The 18298-nt window shown below is 65.0% G+C and carries 16 protein-coding genes; 11 read left to right on the forward strand and 5 right to left on the reverse strand.

Annotated features, from left to right (window positions below):
* Positions 1–287 precede the first annotated feature (287 nt).
* The 11 genes from AC2T4A_RS24040 to cobA all read left to right on the forward strand — a co-directional run bounded on the left by AC2T4A_RS24040 (position 288) and on the right by cobA (position 14221).
* Entirely contained in the window at positions 288–1493 is a 1206-nt protein-coding gene (locus tag AC2T4A_RS24040; protein ID WP_478378348.1) for a CmpA/NrtA family ABC transporter substrate-binding protein, read from the forward strand.
* A gap of 2 nt (positions 1494–1495) precedes the next feature.
* Positions 1496–2074, forward strand: a complete 579-nt coding sequence (locus AC2T4A_RS24045) for an ANTAR domain-containing response regulator (RefSeq protein WP_478378347.1) — start codon at positions 1496–1498, stop codon at positions 2072–2074.
* A gap of 236 nt (positions 2075–2310) precedes the next feature.
* Positions 2311–3003, forward strand: coding sequence for a polysaccharide lyase family 7 protein (locus AC2T4A_RS24050; protein WP_416746671.1), 693 nt, complete (start codon positions 2311–2313; stop codon positions 3001–3003).
* A 110-nt stretch (positions 3004–3113) separates the two neighbouring features.
* On the forward strand, positions 3114–3542 hold the full coding sequence (locus AC2T4A_RS24055; protein WP_416746669.1) for a thioesterase family protein: 429 nt from the start codon (positions 3114–3116) through the stop codon (positions 3540–3542).
* A gap of 70 nt (positions 3543–3612) precedes the next feature.
* Entirely contained in the window at positions 3613–4104 is a 492-nt protein-coding gene (locus AC2T4A_RS24060) for a cytochrome C (protein ID WP_486741982.1), read from the forward strand.
* Between the two features lie 475 nt (positions 4105–4579).
* A complete protein-coding gene (locus tag AC2T4A_RS24065) occupies positions 4580–5791 on the forward strand; it encodes a nitrate/nitrite transporter (protein WP_416746665.1) in 1212 nt (403 codons plus the stop codon).
* A gap of 143 nt (positions 5792–5934) precedes the next feature.
* Positions 5935–7599 carry a bifunctional protein-serine/threonine kinase/phosphatase gene (locus AC2T4A_RS24070; protein ID WP_486743727.1) on the forward strand — a complete coding sequence of 555 codons (1665 nt, stop codon included), beginning with the start codon at positions 5935–5937 and terminating at the stop codon, positions 7597–7599.
* A 274-nt stretch (positions 7600–7873) separates the two neighbouring features.
* The gene (nirB, locus tag AC2T4A_RS24075) at positions 7874–10324 is read left to right on the forward strand and encodes a nitrite reductase large subunit NirB (protein ID WP_486741983.1); all 2451 of its coding nucleotides are present in this window, start codon (positions 7874–7876) and stop codon (positions 10322–10324) included.
* A gap of 56 nt (positions 10325–10380) precedes the next feature.
* A complete protein-coding gene (gene nirD / locus AC2T4A_RS24080) occupies positions 10381–10710 on the forward strand; it encodes a nitrite reductase small subunit NirD (protein ID WP_478378344.1) in 330 nt (109 codons plus the stop codon).
* 22 nt (positions 10711–10732) lie between these two features.
* Complete coding sequence (locus tag AC2T4A_RS24085; RefSeq protein ID WP_486741984.1) at positions 10733–13447, forward strand: nitrate reductase; 2715 nt, start codon at positions 10733–10735, stop codon at positions 13445–13447.
* Between the two features lie 36 nt (positions 13448–13483).
* On the forward strand, positions 13484–14221 hold the full coding sequence (gene cobA / locus AC2T4A_RS24090) for a uroporphyrinogen-III C-methyltransferase (RefSeq protein ID WP_416746657.1): 738 nt from the start codon (positions 13484–13486) through the stop codon (positions 14219–14221).
* 66 nt (positions 14222–14287) lie between these two features.
* On the opposite strand, the gene AC2T4A_RS24095 is transcribed toward cobA, so the two are convergent.
* The 5 genes from AC2T4A_RS24095 to AC2T4A_RS24115 form a co-directional block, all read right to left on the reverse strand.
* The gene (locus AC2T4A_RS24095) at positions 14288–15346 is read right to left on the reverse strand and encodes an OmpA family protein (RefSeq protein ID WP_416746655.1); all 1059 of its coding nucleotides are present in this window, start codon (positions 15344–15346) and stop codon (positions 14288–14290) included.
* Between the two features lie 109 nt (positions 15347–15455).
* Entirely contained in the window at positions 15456–16046 is a 591-nt protein-coding gene (gene sigX, locus AC2T4A_RS24100; protein WP_416746653.1) for an RNA polymerase sigma factor SigX, read from the reverse strand.
* Positions 16047–16119: 73 nt separating this feature from the next.
* Positions 16120–16944, reverse strand: a complete 825-nt coding sequence (locus tag AC2T4A_RS24105) for a mechanosensitive ion channel family protein (protein WP_017516811.1) — start codon at positions 16942–16944, stop codon at positions 16120–16122.
* A gap of 2 nt (positions 16945–16946) precedes the next feature.
* On the reverse strand, positions 16947–17195 hold the full coding sequence (locus AC2T4A_RS24110; RefSeq protein ID WP_478378342.1) for a CrfX protein: 249 nt from the start codon (positions 17193–17195) through the stop codon (positions 16947–16949).
* Between the two features lie 54 nt (positions 17196–17249).
* Complete coding sequence (locus AC2T4A_RS24115; protein ID WP_416746649.1) at positions 17250–18248, reverse strand: zinc transporter ZntB; 999 nt, start codon at positions 18246–18248, stop codon at positions 17250–17252.
* Positions 18249–18298 lie beyond the last annotated feature (50 nt).

An 18298-nucleotide genomic window follows, 5' to 3' on the forward strand; every position in this document is an offset into this window, starting at 1 on the left:
ACCGGTTGCACCGGGAGCGTCCGGGGCTAATGTGGACAGCAGGCTCCTGCCGATATCCGTGCTCAGGTGCCCTTGTGGAACCCTCCAGAGGTGCGCTCCCTTCCTCTGCGCCCCGCCCTCCATGGCGGGGCTTCTTTTTTCCGCACCGCCCCTGGCACAGCCCTTGCTGCACTCCTGACACCTGCGATCCAACGGCGGATCGCTCCGACAATGGCGTCGCGGCCACCTCCCCTTGATGGCGGGTGGCGCGGCGCTTTTTTGTGTTGAGAGTGCGTTCAGAGGTGGAGATGATCGACAGCAGCACCAGCTCACTGCCGGACAGCCTGGCCTGGGTGGCCGGCTCCGATGCGCCGGAGAAGACCGCGCTCAACCTGGGCTTCATGGCCCTCACCGACTCCGCCTCGCTGGTGGTCGCCGCAACCCAGGGCTTTGGCCAGCCCTATGGCCTGACCCTCAACCTGCAGCGGCAGAACTCCTGGGCCGGGTTGCGCGACCGCCTGCTCAGCGGCGAACTGGATGCGGCGCAAAGCCTCTACGGTCTCATCTACGACCTGCAACTGGGCCTGGGCGGCGCCCCGGCCACCAACATGGCTGTGCTCATGGGCCTGTGCCAGAACGGCCAGTCGATCAACCTTTCCGCTCCGCTGATGCGTGACGGCGTGACCTCTACTGAAGCACTGCAACGCCACGTGCGCCAGAACGGTGCACAACTCACTCTCGCCCATACCTTCCCCACCGGCACCCATGCGATGTGGCTCTACTACTGGCTGGCCAGCCACGGCATCCATCCCCTGCAGGATGTGCGCAGCCTGGTCGTGCCGCCGGCGCAGATGGTCGAGCACCTGAAAGCCGGACGCATCGACGGCTTCTGCGCCGGCGGCCCCTGGGGCGCCCTGGCGGTGGACGAAGGCATGGGCTTCACCCTCGCCACCAGCCAGCAGATCTGGCCGGACCACCCGGAAAAGGTGCTCGCCACCACTCGCGCCTTCGTCGAGCAATACCCCAACACCGCCCGCGCGCTGGTGATGAGCCTGCTCGACGCCAGTCGATTCATCGAGACCAGCGAGGACAACCTGCGCAGCGCTGCCCAATTGATCTGCAGCGAAGACTACGTCGACGCCCCGCTCGCCAGCATCCAGCCGCGTCTGCTCGGCCGCTACGAGGATGGACTCGGCCACGCCTGGCAGGATGCCCACCCACTGCGCTTCTTCAACAACGGCCAGACCACTTTCCCCTGGCTCTCCGATGGCATCTGGTTCATGACCCAGTTCCGCCGCTGGGGGCTGCTGCGCGAGGATATTGATTACCTCGGCATCGCCCGCCAGGTGCAGCATCTCGACCTGTATCGCGAAGCCGCCAGCGCCGTCGGCGTCAGCGTGCCGAACGCCGAGATGCGCGCCTCGACCCTGATCGACGGCCGCCTCTGGGATGGCAGCGATCCGGCCGGCTACGCCCACAGCTTCGAACTGAATGCCCTGGCGAAGCGAGGTTGAACATGCTGCGCGTCCTGCTGATCAACGACACCCCGAAGAAGGTCGGGCGCCTCAAAGCTGCCCTGGTCGAATGTGGCTTCGAAGTCATCGACGAATCAGGCCTCACGGTCGACCTGGCGCAACGGGTGGAAGCCCTGCACCCTGACGTGATCCTCATCGATACCGAATCCCCCGGCCGCGACGTGATGGAACAGGTGGTGCTGGTCAGCCGCGACCAGCCGCGCCCCATCGTCATGTTCACCGACGAGCACGACCCGCAGGTGATGCGCCGGGCCATCCGCTCCGGGGTCAGCGCCTACATCGTCGAAGGCATCCAGGCCGAGCGCCTGCAGCCGATCCTCGACGTTGCCATGGCGCGCTTCGAGAGCGACCAGGCCCTGCGCGCCCAACTGCATGCCCGCGAGCAGCAACTGGCCGAGCGCAAGCGCATCGAGCTCGCCAAGGGCCTGCTGATGAAGATGAAAGGCTGCGCCGAGGAAGAGGCCTATACCCTGATGCGCCGCCAGGCCATGGGCCGTCAGCAGAAACTGGTGCAGGTGGCCGAACAGATCATCGCTATGCACGAGATGTTGGGGCACTGACCTTAAAAAGGTGAGGCCGGCCAACTGCCAGCGGCGGCAAGGCGCGATCATTTCGCCAGCCACTCAGATGGCCCCCGCCTCGCTGGTCAGGCCCTATGCTGCGGCCGCCCGGTCATCTGGCCGGGCCCCGGAGCGCCATCGGCAGGGTTCGATGACGCATCGCAGTGGTCGCCGCCGGCTAGGCACCTCGGCGCCACCCGACCTCGCCGCACTCGCGGCCCAGCAAGGGCAAGCCCATGATCGACCTCAGCACCTGGAACCTCAGCGTTCCTACCGACCCAAGCCCCACCGAAGTCACCACCCAACAGATCGCCAGAGGCTATGAAAGCCGCTACTTCCAGCGCGGCGGCAGCCAGGTGGTGTTCTGGGTGCCCGTCACTGGCTCGCACACCTCAGACAGCGTCTACCCACGCAGCGAGCTGCGCGAGACCACACCAAACGGCGAAGTCTCCAACTGGTACTACAACCAGGGCGATAACGAACTGCGCGTCACCATGAGCGTCCAGCAGGTGCCGTCGAAGAACAAGATCATCATTGGCCAGATCCACAGCCGCTCGCCCTACACCGGCAACGGCGAACCGCTGGTCAAGCTGCAGTACCACTACCTGCCCACCCTGCAGAGTGGGCGCCTGGAAGCCCTGGTGCGCAACCACCCTGACGACAGCGCCAGCATCAACGTCCCGCTGATCGACAATATCGCCCTGGACCAGGCCTTCAACTACAGCCTGCGCGTCACCTCGGTGGGAAACCTGGCAATCCGCGTGGAGACCTCTGACGGCCGCGCCAACTACTACCGCAAGATCCTCAGCACCACCTGGTCCAAGCAACTGCTCTACTTCAAGGCCGGCGCCTACATCAACGACAACTACGGCAACAGCAGCGAGGGCGCACGCGTGACCATCTTCCACCTGAACATGGCGCATCGCTGAAACGCCATTCACTGCCCTGATGAGGCGCGGGGCGGGCGGGCTGCGCGTAGAATGCAAGGCACGCCCACACAACCACCGCACTGCCCGCCGCATTGTCATCGAGAGCGCCCATGGCCCGCCTGAAACTGGAATTCCCCGAAGAACTCTTCATCTACACCACCAAGCTCACCGTCCGTGTCACCGACATCAACGGCGCCAACCACCTGGGCAATGACTCGATGATCTCGATGATCTCCGAGGCCCGCGCGCGCTTCCTGTTCGACTACGGTATCCGCGAGACGGGCATCATCGTCACCGACCTGGCCACCACCTACCGCGCCGAGGCCCACGCCCGCGACCAACTGCTGTTCGAGGTCGGCGTGATGGACTTCAACAAGTACGGCGGCGACATCATCTTCCGCATCACCCGCCCGGCCGACGACACCCTGGTGGCCATGGCCAAGTCCGGCTTCGTGTTCTTCGACTACAAGACCAACAAGGTCGTGCCGATCCCCGAGGCCTTCCGCGACACCTTCCCCAACGTCAACCGGATCGACTGAGCAGCAAGCGAAGCGGCGGCGCGCTATACCTCTGGAGTTGTACCCATCAGCCTTCAGAGGAGATTCCAGCATGCCGTCCTTCCTTCGGGTGGGCGCGCTGTCCGGTTGTCTGTGCCTACCCTTCCACTCCCTGCTTTCACTCGCCCTGGCGGCGGAAACCGACCCGGTGCAGCGCGGCCGCTATCTGGTGCAGGTCGCCGGCTGCAACGACTGCCATACCGCCGGCTACATCCTCGCTCCGGAGAAGGTCCCGGAAAACACCTGGCTCACCGGTGACCAGCTCGGCTGGAGCGGTCCCTGGGGCACCACGTATGCCAGCAACCTGCGCCTGGCCATGCAGGCCTATGACGAAGAGCAATGGCTGGCCATAGCGCGCCAGGCCAACTTCCGTCCGCCGATGCCATCCCACACGCTGCGCATCATGGACGAAGCCGACTTGCGCGGAATCTATCGCTACGTCCGCCACCTTGGTGCAGCCGGAAACAGGGCTCCTGACTACGTACCGCCCGGCGGGACGCCCAAGGGGCCGGTGGTGATTTTCCCGTCCCCGCCGGCGCCCTGAATCGCCCCAACGGGGAGCACGTCATTCGCGCGTGCGCCCCGTTGGGGCACAAGCGTAGAACCTGACCATCTACTAACTTACTGATCCGACTACGTTTCCCCTTTTGGCCCGCGCCTTGCTCTGCACAAGGCGATGGTAATCAACGGCGATTACCCGACTTCGACAAAGGCGTCGCATCCACACCCGCACAGTGCGGTGGGTGGAGCGACGCCTTTTTCGTTTGCCCCGGCGCAGGGGCACTGGGGTCTGATGACGTTTTGCCGCGACCGCGACCGCGACCGCGACGGCGCCATGTGTCGTTGCGGGACTTGAAAAGGGAATGACCATTTCCTGCATCCCGCGCCTAGCCTGGCGTGATTTGTCGCAGCAACGCGGCTTGCGTCAAAACGTCATCAGCCCCGACGACCTTCTCGAACCCGGCGGCTGCCACGCGGCGCACGACCGGGCTCCTCTACCGTTGCTGATGAGGTGTTCGATGAACACGAGTTTCTGGAAAGCCGGCCATGCGCCGACCCTGTTTGCCGCCTTCCTGTACTTCGACCTGAGCTTCATGGTCTGGTACGTCCTCGGCCCGCTGGCGGTGCAGATCGCCACCGATCTGCAACTGACTACCCAGCAGCGCGCGCTGATGGTCGCCACGCCGATCCTCTCCGGCGCCATCCTGCGCTTCCTCATGGGCCTGCTGGCCGATCGCTGGTCGCCCAAGGCCGCCGGCATCCTCGGCCAGGTGATCGTCATCTGCGCGCTGTTTGGCGCCTGGCAATTGGGCATCCACAGCCTGGAGCAGGCGATGATTCTCGGCGTGTTGCTGGGCATGGCCGGCGCTTCGTTCGCGGTGGCTTTGCCGCTGGCGTCGCAATGGTACCCGCCGCAGCACCAGGGCAAGGCCATGGGCATCGCCGGCGCCGGCAACTCCGGGACCGTGCTGACCGCGCTGTTCGCCCCGGCCATCGCCGCTGCCTTCGGCTGGCAGAACGTCTTCGGTTTCGCGCTGATCCCGCTGCTGGCGACCCTGGTGGTGTTCACCCTGCTCGCCCGCAACGCCCCGGAGCGGCCGCCGGCAAAATCCCTGGGGGATTACCTGAAGGCCCTGGGCGACCGTGATAGCTGGTGGTTCATGTTCTTCTACAGCGTCACCTTCGGCGGCTTCCTCGGCCTTGCCAGCACCCTGCCCGGCTACTTCCACGACCAATATGGCCTCGACCCGGTGACAGCCGGCTACTACACCGCCGCCTGCGTCTTCGCCGGCAGCCTGATGCGTCCACTGGGCGGTGCCCTGGCCGACCGCATTGGCGGCATCCGCAGCCTGCTGGTGATGTACACCGTCGCCGCGATCTGCATTGCCGCCGTGGGCTTCCACCTGCCCAGCGCGGTGGCTGCGCTCAGCCTCTTCGTGGTCGCCATGCTCAGCCTCGGCGCGGGCAACGGCGCGGTGTTCCAGCTGGTGCCGCAGCGCTTCCGCCAGACCATCGGCGTGATGACCGGCCTGATAGGCATGGCTGGCGGCATCGGTGGCTTCTGCCTGACGGCGGGCCTGGGTGCAATCAAGCAAGCCACCGGTGACTATCAGATCGGCCTGTGGTTGTTCGCCAGCCTCGGCGTACTCGCCTGGTTCGGCCTGCACGCCGTGAAAGCGCGCTGGCGCACCACCTGGGGCAGCGCCGCCGTTACCGCGGCGCGAGTCTGAGCATGGCCTGTAGGAGCGAGCTTGCTCGCGAACCGCTTCATGCGGAGGTCACCGTGACAGGCGTTCGCGAGGCCGACTCTGTTCCCGACAATATTCGGCATTCCCCACATCCCTGTGGGTCACAAGCTCGCTCCTACAAAGAGCTGCGCCTGAGCTTCGCCCAGGCCAGCGCCACCGGCCCGCGAGACGAAAACCAGGATGCCCTGCGGGTGGTCACCCCGCCCGCCGGGCTGGCCGCCAGCAAGGGGCATCTGTTCGCCATCGCCGACGGCGTCAGCCACTGCGCCGACGGCGGCCTGGCCGCGCGCCTGACACTGGAGGCGCTGGCCGTCGACTACTACGCCACCCCCGAGACCTGGGCCGTCGCCCAGGCCCTGGACCGCCTGCTGATCTCGCAGAACCGCTGGCTACAGGCCAACGGCGGTGGCCAGCCGCTGCTAACGACCCTCACTGCGCTGGTTCTACGAGGCCGGCGCTTTACCCTTGCCCATGTCGGCGACTGCCGCCTGTATCGCTGGCACGCGGGCGTTCTGGATTGCCTGACCCAGGATCACGTCTGGGAACAGCCCGGCATGCAGCATGTGCTCAAGCGCGCACTGGGCCTCGATCAGCACCTGGTCGTGGATTACTGTGATGGCGAACTGGAAGCCGGGCAGAGCTTTCTGCTGGTCAGCGACGGCATCTGGGCCGCCCTGGGCGACAGCGCCATCCAGCGCCTGCTGGAGGACGCACAGAGCCTGCAAGCCTGCGCCGACGCACTGGTCAGCGCCGCACATCTGGCCGGCAGCCTGGACAACGCCAGCGCCTTGCTCCTGCGAGTAGACGAACTGCCGCCCGCAAGCCTCGGCGACGCCCTCGCCCAGCTCGACCACTGGCCCGCACCACCCACGTTGCGAGACGACCAGGAATTCGAAGGCTGGCAGGTCATCGGCAAGCTGGCCCAGTCGCGCCAGTCGCTGATCTACCGCGTGCGCGACCGGCAGAGTCGCCCCTGGCTGCTCAAGACCCTGCCGCCGGCGCTGCGTGACTCCCCGGAAGCTGCCCAGGCGCTGCTGCTGGAGGAGTGGTTCCTGCGCCGCGTGCAGGGTCGCTACTTTCCCGAGCTGCACAGCCTGCCGCAGCGCCAGCACCTGTACTACGTGATGCGCGAGTACCCGGGGCAGACGCTGGACGAGCACCTGAAACTCAACGGCCCGCTCCCCCTCCCCGACTGGCTGGACCTCGCCCAGCGCTTGCTGCGTGGCCTGGGCCAACTGCACCGGCGCAACATCCTGCACCGCGACATCAAGCCGGAGAACCTGCACTGGGCCGACGACGGCGAGCTGCGCCTGCTGGACTTCGGCCTGGCCTACTGTCCGGGATTGTCGCAGGAAGACCCGCACGACCTGCCTGGCACGCCAAGCTACCTGGCACCGGAATCCTTCCAGGGCGCGGCGCCGGACGCCCGTCAGGACCTCTACGCGGCCGGGGTCACACTCTATCGCCTGCTGTGCGGCCATTACCCCTACGGCGAGATCGAAGCCTTCCAGCATCCGCGCTTCGGTACCCCTGCCCCGGCCAGCCGCTATCGCCCGGACGTGCCCGCCTGGCTCGACAACTGGCTGGCGAAACTGACTTCCGTGCAGCCGCAACAGCGCTTCGAAACTGCCGAGGAATGCCTGCTCGCCCTGGAGCAAGGCGAACGGCAGGCCCCGGCACGCCCGCGCGCCCTGCTGGAACGCGAGCCGTTACGGGTCTGGCGCGGCATCGCCCTGGCCTCGCTGGCGATCAACCTGGGGCTGCTGCTCTGGTTGTTGCACGGAGGGTGAAGGCGCACCAGTTCGGTTCAGACCGCCTCACCGCAGTGCAGCAGAAAGGCCGATAAGTCGGACGATCTACCCGGAAGCGCCGGAAACCGGGGCCCAGGCAAGTTGGCACAGCCTCTGCAATGACCCCACCAACAATCTACAAAAGCGCGTCCCTCAACGAAGAGGCTCGCACTTCCCGATCGAACGGGACTTGGACAAAGGCGTCCTCGCTGGGTAACCGGCGGGACGCCTTTTTTGTTTTCCGTGTTTCAGCTTTGCGTGACGGAGCCCTGACATGAAAAAGCTCAAGCTCGTACTGATCGGCAACGGCATGGCCGGCGTGCGTACCCTCGAAGAACTGCTGAAGATCGCGCCCGACCTCTACGACATCACCGTGTTCGGCGCCGAGCCCCACCCCAACTACAACCGCATCCTTCTCTCGCCCGTGCTGGCCGGCGAGCAGGCCTTCGAGGACATCGTCCTCAACGACCTCAACTGGTACAGCGAGAACGGTATCCGCCTGCTGCTCAACCGCAAGGTCAGCCGCATCGACCGTCATCGCCGCAAGGTCTATGCCGAAGACGGCACCGAGGCCGAGTACGACCGCCTGCTGATCGCCACCGGTTCCAACCCTTTCATCCTGCCAGTGCCGGGCAGCCGTCTGCAGGGCGTGATCGGCTACCGCGACATCGCTGACACCCAGACCATGATCGACACCGCCGTCAGCCACAGCCACGCGGTGGTCATCGGCGGCGGCCTGCTCGGCCTGGAGGCGGCCAACGGCCTCAAGCAGCGCGGCATGGACGTCACCGTGGTGCACCTCTCCGACTGGCTGCTTGAGCGCCAGCTGGATCGCACCGCCGGCAAGCTGCTGCAGGAAGCGCTGGAATCGCGCGGCATCCACTTCCGCCTGAACACCCACACCGAAGAGCTGATCGACGACGGCAACGGCCGTGTCTGCGCCATCCGCTTCAAGGACGGCGAAGTGATCGCCGCCGACCTGGTGGTAATGGCCGCCGGCATCCGCCCCAACACCGAACTGGCGGACAAGACCGGCCTGCCCTGCAACCGCGGCATCCTGGTCAACGACACCCTGCAGACCTATGACCCGCGCATCTATGCGCTGGGCGAATGCGCCAGCCACCGCGGCATCGCCTACGGCCTGGTGGCGCCGTTGTTCGAGCAGGCCAAGGTCTGCGCCAACCACCTGGCCATGCTCGGCTTCGCCCGTTACCAGGGCTCGGTGACCTCCACCAAGCTCAAGGTCACCGGCATCGACCTGTTCTCCGCCGGCCAGTTCATGGGCGGCGAAGGCACCGAGACCATCACCCTCTCCGACCCCATCGGCGGCGTGTACAAGAAACTGGTGATCAAGGATAACGTACTGGTCGGCGCCTGCCTCTACGGCGATACGGCCGACGGCGGCTGGTACTTCCGGCAGATCCGCGAGAACCACAACGTCGCGCAGATCCGCGACCACCTGATGTTCGGCGAAAGCAGTCTGGGCGACGTCGGCCACCAGGGCCAAAGCAGCGCGGCGAGCATGCCCGACAGCGCCGAAGTCTGCGGTTGCAACGGCGTGTGCAAAGGCACCATCGTCAAGGCGATCCAGGAGAACGGCCTGTTCAGCGTCGACGAGGTGAAGAAGCACACCAAGGCCGCCAGTTCCTGCGGCTCCTGCGCAGGGCTGGTGGAGCAGATCCTGATCAGTACCGTGGGCGGCGCGGCGGACGTGAAGCCCAAGAGCGAGAAAGCCATCTGCGGTTGCAGCGACCTCAACCACGGCCAGGTGCGCCAGGCGATCCGCGACCATCACCTGATCACCCTGAGCAGCACCATGCGCTTCATGGACTGGCGCACCCCGGACGGCTGCGCTACCTGCCGCCCGGCGCTGAACTACTACCTGATCTCCACCTGGCCGGGCGAAGCCAAGGACGACCCGCAGTCACGCCTGATCAACGAGCGCGCCCACGCCAACATCCAGAAGGACGGCACCTACTCGGTGGTTCCGCGCATGTGGGGTGGCGTCACCAACGCCGCCGAGCTGCGCCGCATCGCCGACGTCGCCGACAAGTACCAGGTGCCCATGGTCAAGGTCACCGGCGGCCAGCGCATCGACCTGCTCGGCATCAAGAAGGACGACCTGCCGGCGATCTGGAAGGAGCTGGACATGCCTTCCGGCCACGCCTACGGCAAGTCCATCCGCACCGTGAAGACCTGCGTGGGCAGCGAGTTCTGCCGCTTCGGGACGCAGAACTCGACCCAGATGGGCATCGATCTTGAGCACGACCTGTTCAACATGTGGTCGCCGCACAAGGTCAAGCTGGCGGTCTCCGGCTGCCCGCGCAACTGCGCCGAAGCCGGCATCAAGGACATTGGCATCATCGGCGTGGATTCGGGCTGGGAGCTGTACATCGGCGGCAACGGCGGGATCAAGACCGAGGTGGCAGAGTTCTTCGTCAAGCTCAAGACCTCCGACGAAGTCCGCGAGTACAGCGGTGCCTTCCTCCAGCTCTATCGCGAAGAAGCCTTCTACCTCGAACGTACCGTGCATTACCTGCAACGGGTCGGCATGGAACGCATCAGGAAAGCCGTGCTGGAAGACCCGGAAAACCGCCGTGCGCTCAATGCGCGCCTGCAGTTCTCCCTGTCGCTGGAGCAGGACCCGTGGCAGGAACGCATTGCCCAGCAGCCGCTGAAGAAGGAATTCGAACGGATTCCGCTCAAGCAGTTGGAAACCGCCTGACTGCCCGCCGGGCCCCGCCATCGGGGCCCTTCCCATCCGATTGCTGGAGACACCCCATGAACTGGTTCGACATCTGCGCCCTGGACGACATCAACCCGCTGGGCTCGCGCGTCATCGCCGGCCCCCAGGGCGACATCGCGATCTTCCGCACCTCCGAGGACGAAGTCTTCGCCCTCGACGACCGCTGCCCGCACAAGGGTGGCCCGCTGTCCCAGGGGCTGATCTACGGCAAGCGCGTGGCCTGCCCGCTGCACAACTGGCAGATCGAGTTGGCCAGCGGCGAGGCAGTCGCCCCCGACCAGGGCTGCGCCCATCGCCACGAGGTGAAGGTCGAGGATGGTCGCGTGCTGCTGGCCCTGCGTGCATCCGTGAGCATCTGCGCCTGAGTCAGCCGAACGAGGTCGAGCCATGAACCAGAACCGTCGCACCACCGCATCTACCTGCTGCTACTGCGGCGTCGGCTGCGGCGTACTGATCGAGCACGACGACGAGCGCATCCTGGGCGTGCAAGGCGACCCGCAGCATCCGGCCAACTTCGGCCGCCTGTGCAGCAAGGGCTCGACGCTGCATCTCAGCGGCGACGCAGACGCCCGCGCGCACTACCCGGAACTGCGTCTTGGCAAGGACCTGGCGCGTAGCCGCACGGACTGGAACACCGCGCTGGAACACGCGGCCGGCATCTTCGCCGAAACCATCCGCGAGCACGGGCCGGACAGCGTGGCCTTCTACGTCTCCGGCCAGTTGCTGACCGAGGACTACTACGCCTTCAACAAGCTCGCCCGCGCCCTGGTCGGCACCAACAACATCGACAGCAACTCGCGCCTGTGCATGTCCTCGGCGGTGGTCGGCTATAAACGCAGCCTGGGCGCCGACGCTCCGCCCTGCAGCTACGAGGATATCGAGCTGGCCGACTGCGTGATGATCGCCGGCAGTAACATGGCCTACGCCCACCCGGTGCTGTTCCGCCGCCTGGAAGAAGCGCGCGCCAGACACCCGGAGAAGAAGCTGATCGTCATCGATCCGCGTGTCACCGACACTGCCGAACAAGCCGACCTGCACCTGGCGATCCTGCCCGGCACTGACGTAGCACTGTTCCACGGCATCCTCCACATCCTGCTCTGGGAGGGCTGGATCGACCGCGCGTTCATCGACGCTCACACTGATGGACTGGACGGACTGAAAGCCCTGGTACGCGACTACGGTCCGCTGGCCGTGGCGGAAATCTGCGGCATCGCCGTGGACGACCTGCAACGCGCCGCACAGTGGATCGGCCAGGCGCCATCCTTTCTCTCGCTGTGGTGCATGGGCCTGAACCAGTCCACCGCCGGCAGCGCGAAGAACAGCGCGCTGATCAACCTGCACCTGGCCACCGGGCAGATCGGCCGCCCTGGCGCCGGCCCCTTCTCCCTAACCGGCCAGCCCAACGCCATGGGCGGGCGCGAGACCGGCAGCCTGTCCAACCTGCTGCCTGGTCACCGCGAAGCCGCTGATGCCGAGCACCGCGCGGAAGTCGCCGCTTACTGGGGCGTCGAACAACTGCCGGAGAACCCCGGACTGAGTGCCATCGAACTCTTCGACGCAGTGCGCGATGGGCGCATCAAAGCCTTGTGGATCGCTTGCACCAACCCGGCGCAATCGCTGCCGGACCAGACCCGCGTGCGCGAAGCCCTGGCCGCCTGCCCTTTCGTCATCGTCCAGGAAGCCTTCACCACCAGCGAAACCTGCCAGTACGCCGACCTGCTGCTGCCAGCCGCCAGTTGGGGCGAAAAGGAAGGCACCGTGACCAATTCCGAGCGCCGCATCAGTCATGTACGCCCGACCATCCCGGCAATCGGCGAGGCGCGGGCGGACTGGCGCATCGTCTGCGACTTCGCCCGCCGCCTGCAGCAGCGCCTGCGCCCTGGTGAGCCCGGCCTGTTCGACTTTGACTCGCCGTCCGCGCTGTTCGAGGAATACAAACTGCTGACCCGTGGGCGCGACCTCGACCTCTCCGGCATCGACTACGCGCTGTTGGACACCCTTGGCCCGCAGCAATGGCCCTTCCGCTCTGGGGCGCAGCAAGGCACCAAGCGCCTGTATGGCGATGGGCAGTTTCCCACCGCGAACGGCCGCGCCCGACTGATCGCCGAACCTTACCGCCCTCCGAAGGAAAAGCGCGACGCGCGTTACCCGCTGATCCTCAACACCGGCCGCCTGCGCGACCAGTGGCACGGCATGACCCGCACCGGGACAGCGCCGCAACTGTTCGGCCACGTGGAAGAGGCCGTGCTCGGCCTGCACCCGGACGAGTTGCGCCGCCGGCGCATTAGTGACGGTCAATTGGTACGCCTGCATAGCCGCCGTGGCGAACTGGTGCTGCCGGTGCAGGCAGACGACCGCCTTCGCCCAGGCCAGGCCTTCCTGCCGATGCACTGGGGCGACCGTTTCCTCAAGGGACTGGGCATCAATGTACTCACGCTGCCGGCGGTGGACCCACTGTCGCGCCAGCCGGAGCTCAAGCACGCCACCGTGGAAGTCAGCCGCGTCGAGCTGCCCTGGCAATTCTTCGCGCTCGTGGAAGGCAACGTACAGAAGCGTTTCGATGCCCTGCGCCCGCAGTTCGAAGAGCTGCGCTACGCCAGCTTCAGCCCCACCGGCCGTGAGCGCCCGGCCCTGGTGATTCGCGCCGCGCACGCAGAAGCGCCCTGCGCAGAGTGGCTGGCCCGCATCGATGCCCTGCTCGACCTCGGCGAGGGCCCGGTCATGGCCTATGACGACCCGCGCCGCACCGTCGGTAAACGCGTGCGCATCGAACAATCTCGAATTGTCTCGCTGCGCCTGGCCGGCGAAACCGCCGCCCGCGCCTGGCTGCGCGAACTGTGGAAGGAAGGCCGTGCCGACCAGGAGCTGCGCCGCTGGCTGCTCGCCCCGCTCAGCGCCGCCCCCGGCAAGCCCGCCGCGGCAGCGGACAAGACCCTGTGCAACTGCCTGAACGTCAGCCAGAGCCGTATCCAGGCCGGCATCGAGAAAGGCCTGGACCTGGAAGGTCTCAAATGCGAGCTCAAGTGCGGCACCGCCTGCGGCTCCTGCATACCGGAAATCAAGCGCCTGCTGCTTCAGAAGCCGCTGGCCGCCACCGCCTGAATCAAGCCGCAAAGACGGCAGCCTGAGGAGAACGACATGAGTGGAAAAGTCTGGCTGATCGGTGCTGGCCCGGGCGATCCAGAGCTGCTGACCCTGAAGGCCGTGCGGGCCATGGCGCAAGCTGACGTGGTGCTGATCGACGACCTGGTCAACCCCGCGGTACTGGAGCACTGCCCTGCCGCGCAAGTCATTGCTGTCGGCAAACGCGGCGGCTGCCGCTCCACACCGCAGGATTTCATCCACCGCCTGATGCTGCGCTATGCACGCCAGGGGCGCCGCGTGGCTCGTCTTAAAGGGGGCGATCCGTGCATCTTCGGCCGGGGCGGCGAAGAGGCCGACTGGCTTGCCGCGCGAGGAGTCGAGTGCGAACTGGTCAACGGCATCACCGCAGGACTGGCAGCCGCTACTCAGTGCGGCATCTCCGTAACCCTGCGCGGTGTCAGCCGAGGCGTGACCCTGGTGACCGCACACACCCAGGATGACAGCCCGCTGAACTGGCGCGGCCTGGCCGAGGGCGGCACCACACTGGTGGTGTACATGGGCGTAGCGAAATTGGCGGAAATCCGCGACGGCCTGCTTGAGGGAGGCATGGCTGCCAACACGCCGGTGGCGATGATCGAGAATGCTTCCCTGCCCGCCCAGCGCGAGTACCGTAGCCACCTGGCGGACATGCTGGACGACGCCCAGCGCTTCACCCTGAAAAGCCCGGCGATCCTGGTGATTGGCGAAGTCGCCGCCGCAGCCCAGCAGGCCGTCCGGGCCTGCACTGCCTGAGCTCACTTTTCTGCAGGCAAAGAAAAACCCGGCCTGGGCCGGGTTTTTCTCGTCAGCTCAGACCAATTACTTGGCTTGGGCTTCCACTTCGGCTTCTACGCGGCGGTTAACTGCGCGGCCTTCGGCGGTTGCGTTGTCAGCAACCGGACGGGACTCACCGTAACCAACAGCGTTTACGCGGCCGCCTTCAACACCGTACTCGTTGACCAGTACGTCACGAACAGCGTTAGCACGACGCTCGGACAGCTTCTGGTTGTAGGCGTCGGTGCCGACGGAGTCGGTGTGGCCTTCAACGGTGGTGGAGGTGGACGGGTACTGCTTCATGAAGTCAGCCAGGTTTTTGATGTCAGCGTAGCTGTTCTCTTTAACCTTGGACTTGTCGAAGTCGAACTTCACGTCCAGCTGTACGCGAACGACTTCGGCAACAGCCGGGCAGCCGTTGGCGTCAACGGTGACGTTGGCCGGGGTGTTCGGGCACTTGTCGACGTTGTCGCAGACGCCGTCGTTGTCGGAGTCGGAGCAGACTTCAGCAACCGGCTCGGGAGCCGGGGCCGGCTTGGCGCCGCCGCCGAAGTTCATACCAACGCCCAGGCCAGCCATCCACTCGCCCTGGTGACCATTGACGCGCTGCTCCAGACCGTACTGACCGTCCAGGCTGGCTTTGGCGTAGAAGTTTTCGGTGAAGTAGTACTTCAGACCGGTACCGATCATGGCCATGGTCAGGTTCTGACGGCTGCCGTTCTCGGAGTTGATGTTGGTCAGGCTCTGGTGGCCGATACCTGCGGAAACGTACGGACGCAGGTTGCCGGCACCCGGGGTACCGAAGTGGTAGATGGCGTCCAGAGTGCTCAGGTTGCCATGGACCTTCTTGTTGCCGGTCTCGTAGGTGCCACGTACGTCGTGGTACTCACCGTAGGACAGAGCCAGCTCGACGTCGTCGGTCAGGAAGTAACCTACGGAACCGCCGTACAGGTCCGCGTTCTTCATGTTGCGAACGCTGTCGGTGAAGTAGCGCTTGCCGAAGGCTTCGACTTCGACAGCGCCTTCGCCTTGGGCGAACGCGTTGATAGCGGAGGTGGCGATCAGCGAGCCAACTACGACGCCTAAGGTGTTCTTCAGTTTCATCCGTTAAATCCCCATCTTGGTGGTCAATAAGTTGTCCTAACCATAGGCCGTACAACTTGGGTGGCAAGTTTATCAGAACTTGCCAAACAGAGAGACAATATTTCCCGGACTAAGATTCCGTCACATTCGAAAACTTTTCTCTCATTCGATCGAGTGCACGTTTGTAGCGCATTTTTGTGGCGCTGAGCCCCATGTGCATGATGTCGGCGATCTCCTGAAACTCCAGTTCCGCAACAAATCGAAGCACGAGGATTTCCCGATCAATGGGATTGACATGAACTAGCCAGCGGTCTAGCCCACCCCGTTCTTCGACTTTTGGCGTCTTCTCTTCAGAAGCTTCCTCGACTGGATCCAGACTCAGCGCATCGAGCAATCTGCGTTTGCGCCGTTCCTTCCGATACTGGGTAATGCACTCGTTGTAAGTGATGCTGTACAGCCACGTCTTGAACTTCGACTTTCCTTCGAAGTTCTTCAGACCATACAGCACCTTGAGCATGACCTCTTGACACACATCATCGGCGTCCCGGTCGTTGCCCAGGTAGCGCGCGCAGACGTTGAAGAGCGTGCGCTGGTAGCGCCGCATCAGCTCTTCATACGCCCGCGTCACGTGGTAAAGCTCCTCGTGAGAACGCTCCACCAGCTCCTCGTCGGTGAGCTGGCGCGGGTCATAGCGCAAGGACAGTGATTGCGGCTTGTTCAAGTCGGGTCGGGCCAGGTCAAGTCAGCGTCCGGCGCGGCTTTCGGGAAGCCGTACCGGCAATCGGTCATCATCTTCAGCGACTGGTTACACGCTGATCGAGCAGGATGCGGTTGGCGATCGACACCAGCTCACCCTCGTCTGTCAGCAGGATAGTCTTGATGGTACCAATTTCCTCGATGATGCCTTCGACATCCGCCACTTTCACCTGTTGTCCGACCTGATACAGCTCCCGCACGTAAATCCCTGCGATGATCTGCCCCGCCACTTCGCGGCTGCCCAGCCCCAGCGCCAGCGCGGCGGCCAGGCCAATGGTGATCAGCACGATGGCGATGATGTAGTTGAGCAGGTCGGTCTTCACCTCGAGCTGCCCGATGGCCACCGAGATGCTGATGATGATGACCAGCCACTGGGCGACTCGGCCCAGGCCATTGGAGTACTCCAGGCCGACGCCGTCGGCGGCGCCGCGCACCAGGCTGTTGGCCAGTTGGGCCAGCAGGATGCCGACGATCAGTACCAGAGCCGCACCGAAGACCTTGGGCAGGTACAGCGCCAGCATGTCCAGGGTCGCCGAGACGCGCTGCAGGCCCAGGGACTCTGCGGCGGAGACGAGGAACACCAGCAGCACGAACCAGTAGACGATCTTGCCGATCAGTGTGGAAACCGGTACCTGGATGCCCGCGCGCGACAGCAGCTTGGTCAGGCCGGTGCCGGCCATCAGGCGGTCGAGGCCGAGCTTGGCGAGCAGCTTGGACAGCAGTGCGTCCAGCAACTTGGCGACAACGAAGCCGAGCAGCACGATCACCAGCGCGGCGAGCAGGTTCGGAATGAACCCGGCCAGCTTGCCCCACAGGGTGTTCATGGCGGTGAGCAGGCTTTGCGTCCAGATGTCGAATTGCATGTTCAGTCGGCCTTGTCAGCGGAAGGGGCGGAATTCTGCGCGTGACGCGAGACAGGTGCAAGATGCGCGGCGCCTCGGCTCACGCCGATGGACAGGGCCTGGAACCAGTGCCCCATCAGGCTGAACAGATCGCCCGCACCCACCTGCCGGTTGGCGGTCTTCAGGACGCGATCCAGACGCGAATTGTCGCCCGGCTGTTCCGGGGGCATTCGCAGCAGATCGCGCAGGGATTCTTCAAATGGGTCGTGCATGCGCACCTCGCCTGTGTGAGGTGCTTGACGCCCTCACTACCTCAAAAGTCACACCTAGAGCCAACGCAGGCGTCGGAATATCCACCACTGGAACGCAGCCAGGCCGCCAATCAGGAAGCAGGCCGCGACAAACCCATAAGGCGCGTCCGCGCCCGGAATTCCGCCGACGTTGATACCCAGAAGCCCGGTCACGAAGCTCATGGGCAGGAAAAAGCCGGTGATGATACCAAGCAGGTACATGGTGCGGTTCATCCGCTCGGTGATTCGACGATGTTCGGCTTCCTGGATCAGGCTGATACGCTCGCGCACCAGCTCCAGTTCTTCCAGGTTGCGGGTCAGTCGGTTGTACAGCTCGTTCCAGTAGTCGGCGTCATCGGAGACCGTCCAGGACGCCTTGTACCTGATCATCTGCGAATAGATTTCCCGCTGCGGCGCGAGGTAACGGCGCAAGCCTGCGGCGCGTCGTCGCAGGGTGCGCAACTGGTGCTGGTCGGGGATGCTGCGCTCGTCTTCTTCGATTGCCTCTTCCATGGCATCGAGCTGGTCGGCAAGGCCGCCGATCAGGGTGTCGACGCGGTCGGTGAGGTAATGAGCCAGGTAAAGCACGACTTCGGAGGCGGTCTTCGGGCCGGTCCCGGCATCCAGGTCGGCACGCAGGTCGGCCACCGCCTTGAGCGGGCGCAGGCGCAGGGAGATGACGCGCTGCGACTCGGCGTAGACGCGCAGCGACACCATGTCTTCCGGCACCGCGCCAGGGTTCAGGTTGACCCCGCGCAGGAACAGCAGCAAGCGCTCGCCCCCCAGGTCCACCAGGCGCGGACGGGTAGCCTCCTCCAGCAGCAGGTCACAGGCGAATTCGTTCAGCCCACTGGATTCGCGCAGCCAGGCCTGGGCCTCGGGCACGCCGCGATCCCAGTGCACCCAAAGGCTTTCCTCGGGCTTGAGATCCAGCAACGGTAATTCGCTGCGAGTGATTCGCCGGCCGCCGCCGCGACCATCCAGCACAAAGCCGTCGATCAGTCCGCGTTCCGTGCCGCTCTCGTACTGCTGCATGCCCTTTTCCTTCGCTTGAGGTCGCCTTCGCGAGCCCCATGAAAAATGCC

Source organism: Pseudomonas sp. PVC-3-1 (genome assembly GCF_057444315.1).

Coding starts and splice junctions, on each gene's coding strand:
- AC2T4A_RS24040 (WP_478378348.1), top strand. CDS start 288: ATGATCGACAGCAGCACCAGCTCACTGCCGGACAGCCTGGCCTGGGTG.
- AC2T4A_RS24045 (WP_478378347.1), top strand. CDS start 1,496: ATGCTGCGCGTCCTGCTGATCAACGACACCCCGAAGAAGGTCGGGCGC.
- AC2T4A_RS24050 (WP_416746671.1), top strand. CDS start 2,311: ATGATCGACCTCAGCACCTGGAACCTCAGCGTTCCTACCGACCCAAGC.
- AC2T4A_RS24055 (WP_416746669.1), top strand. CDS start 3,114: ATGGCCCGCCTGAAACTGGAATTCCCCGAAGAACTCTTCATCTACACC.
- AC2T4A_RS24060 (WP_486741982.1), top strand. CDS start 3,613: ATGCCGTCCTTCCTTCGGGTGGGCGCGCTGTCCGGTTGTCTGTGCCTA.
- AC2T4A_RS24065 (WP_416746665.1), top strand. CDS start 4,580: ATGAACACGAGTTTCTGGAAAGCCGGCCATGCGCCGACCCTGTTTGCC.
- nirB (WP_486741983.1), top strand. CDS start 7,874: ATGAAAAAGCTCAAGCTCGTACTGATCGGCAACGGCATGGCCGGCGTG.
- nirD (WP_478378344.1), top strand. CDS start 10,381: ATGAACTGGTTCGACATCTGCGCCCTGGACGACATCAACCCGCTGGGC.
- AC2T4A_RS24085 (WP_486741984.1), top strand. CDS start 10,733: ATGAACCAGAACCGTCGCACCACCGCATCTACCTGCTGCTACTGCGGC.
- cobA (WP_416746657.1), top strand. CDS start 13,484: ATGAGTGGAAAAGTCTGGCTGATCGGTGCTGGCCCGGGCGATCCAGAG.
- AC2T4A_RS24095 (WP_416746655.1), bottom strand. CDS start 15,346: ATGAAACTGAAGAACACCTTAGGCGTCGTAGTTGGCTCGCTGATCGCC.
- AC2T4A_RS24105 (WP_017516811.1), bottom strand. CDS start 16,944: ATGCAATTCGACATCTGGACGCAAAGCCTGCTCACCGCCATGAACACC.
- AC2T4A_RS24110 (WP_478378342.1), bottom strand. CDS start 17,195: ATGCACGACCCATTTGAAGAATCCCTGCGCGATCTGCTGCGAATGCCC.
- AC2T4A_RS24115 (WP_416746649.1), bottom strand. CDS start 18,248: ATGCAGCAGTACGAGAGCGGCACGGAACGCGGACTGATCGACGGCTTT.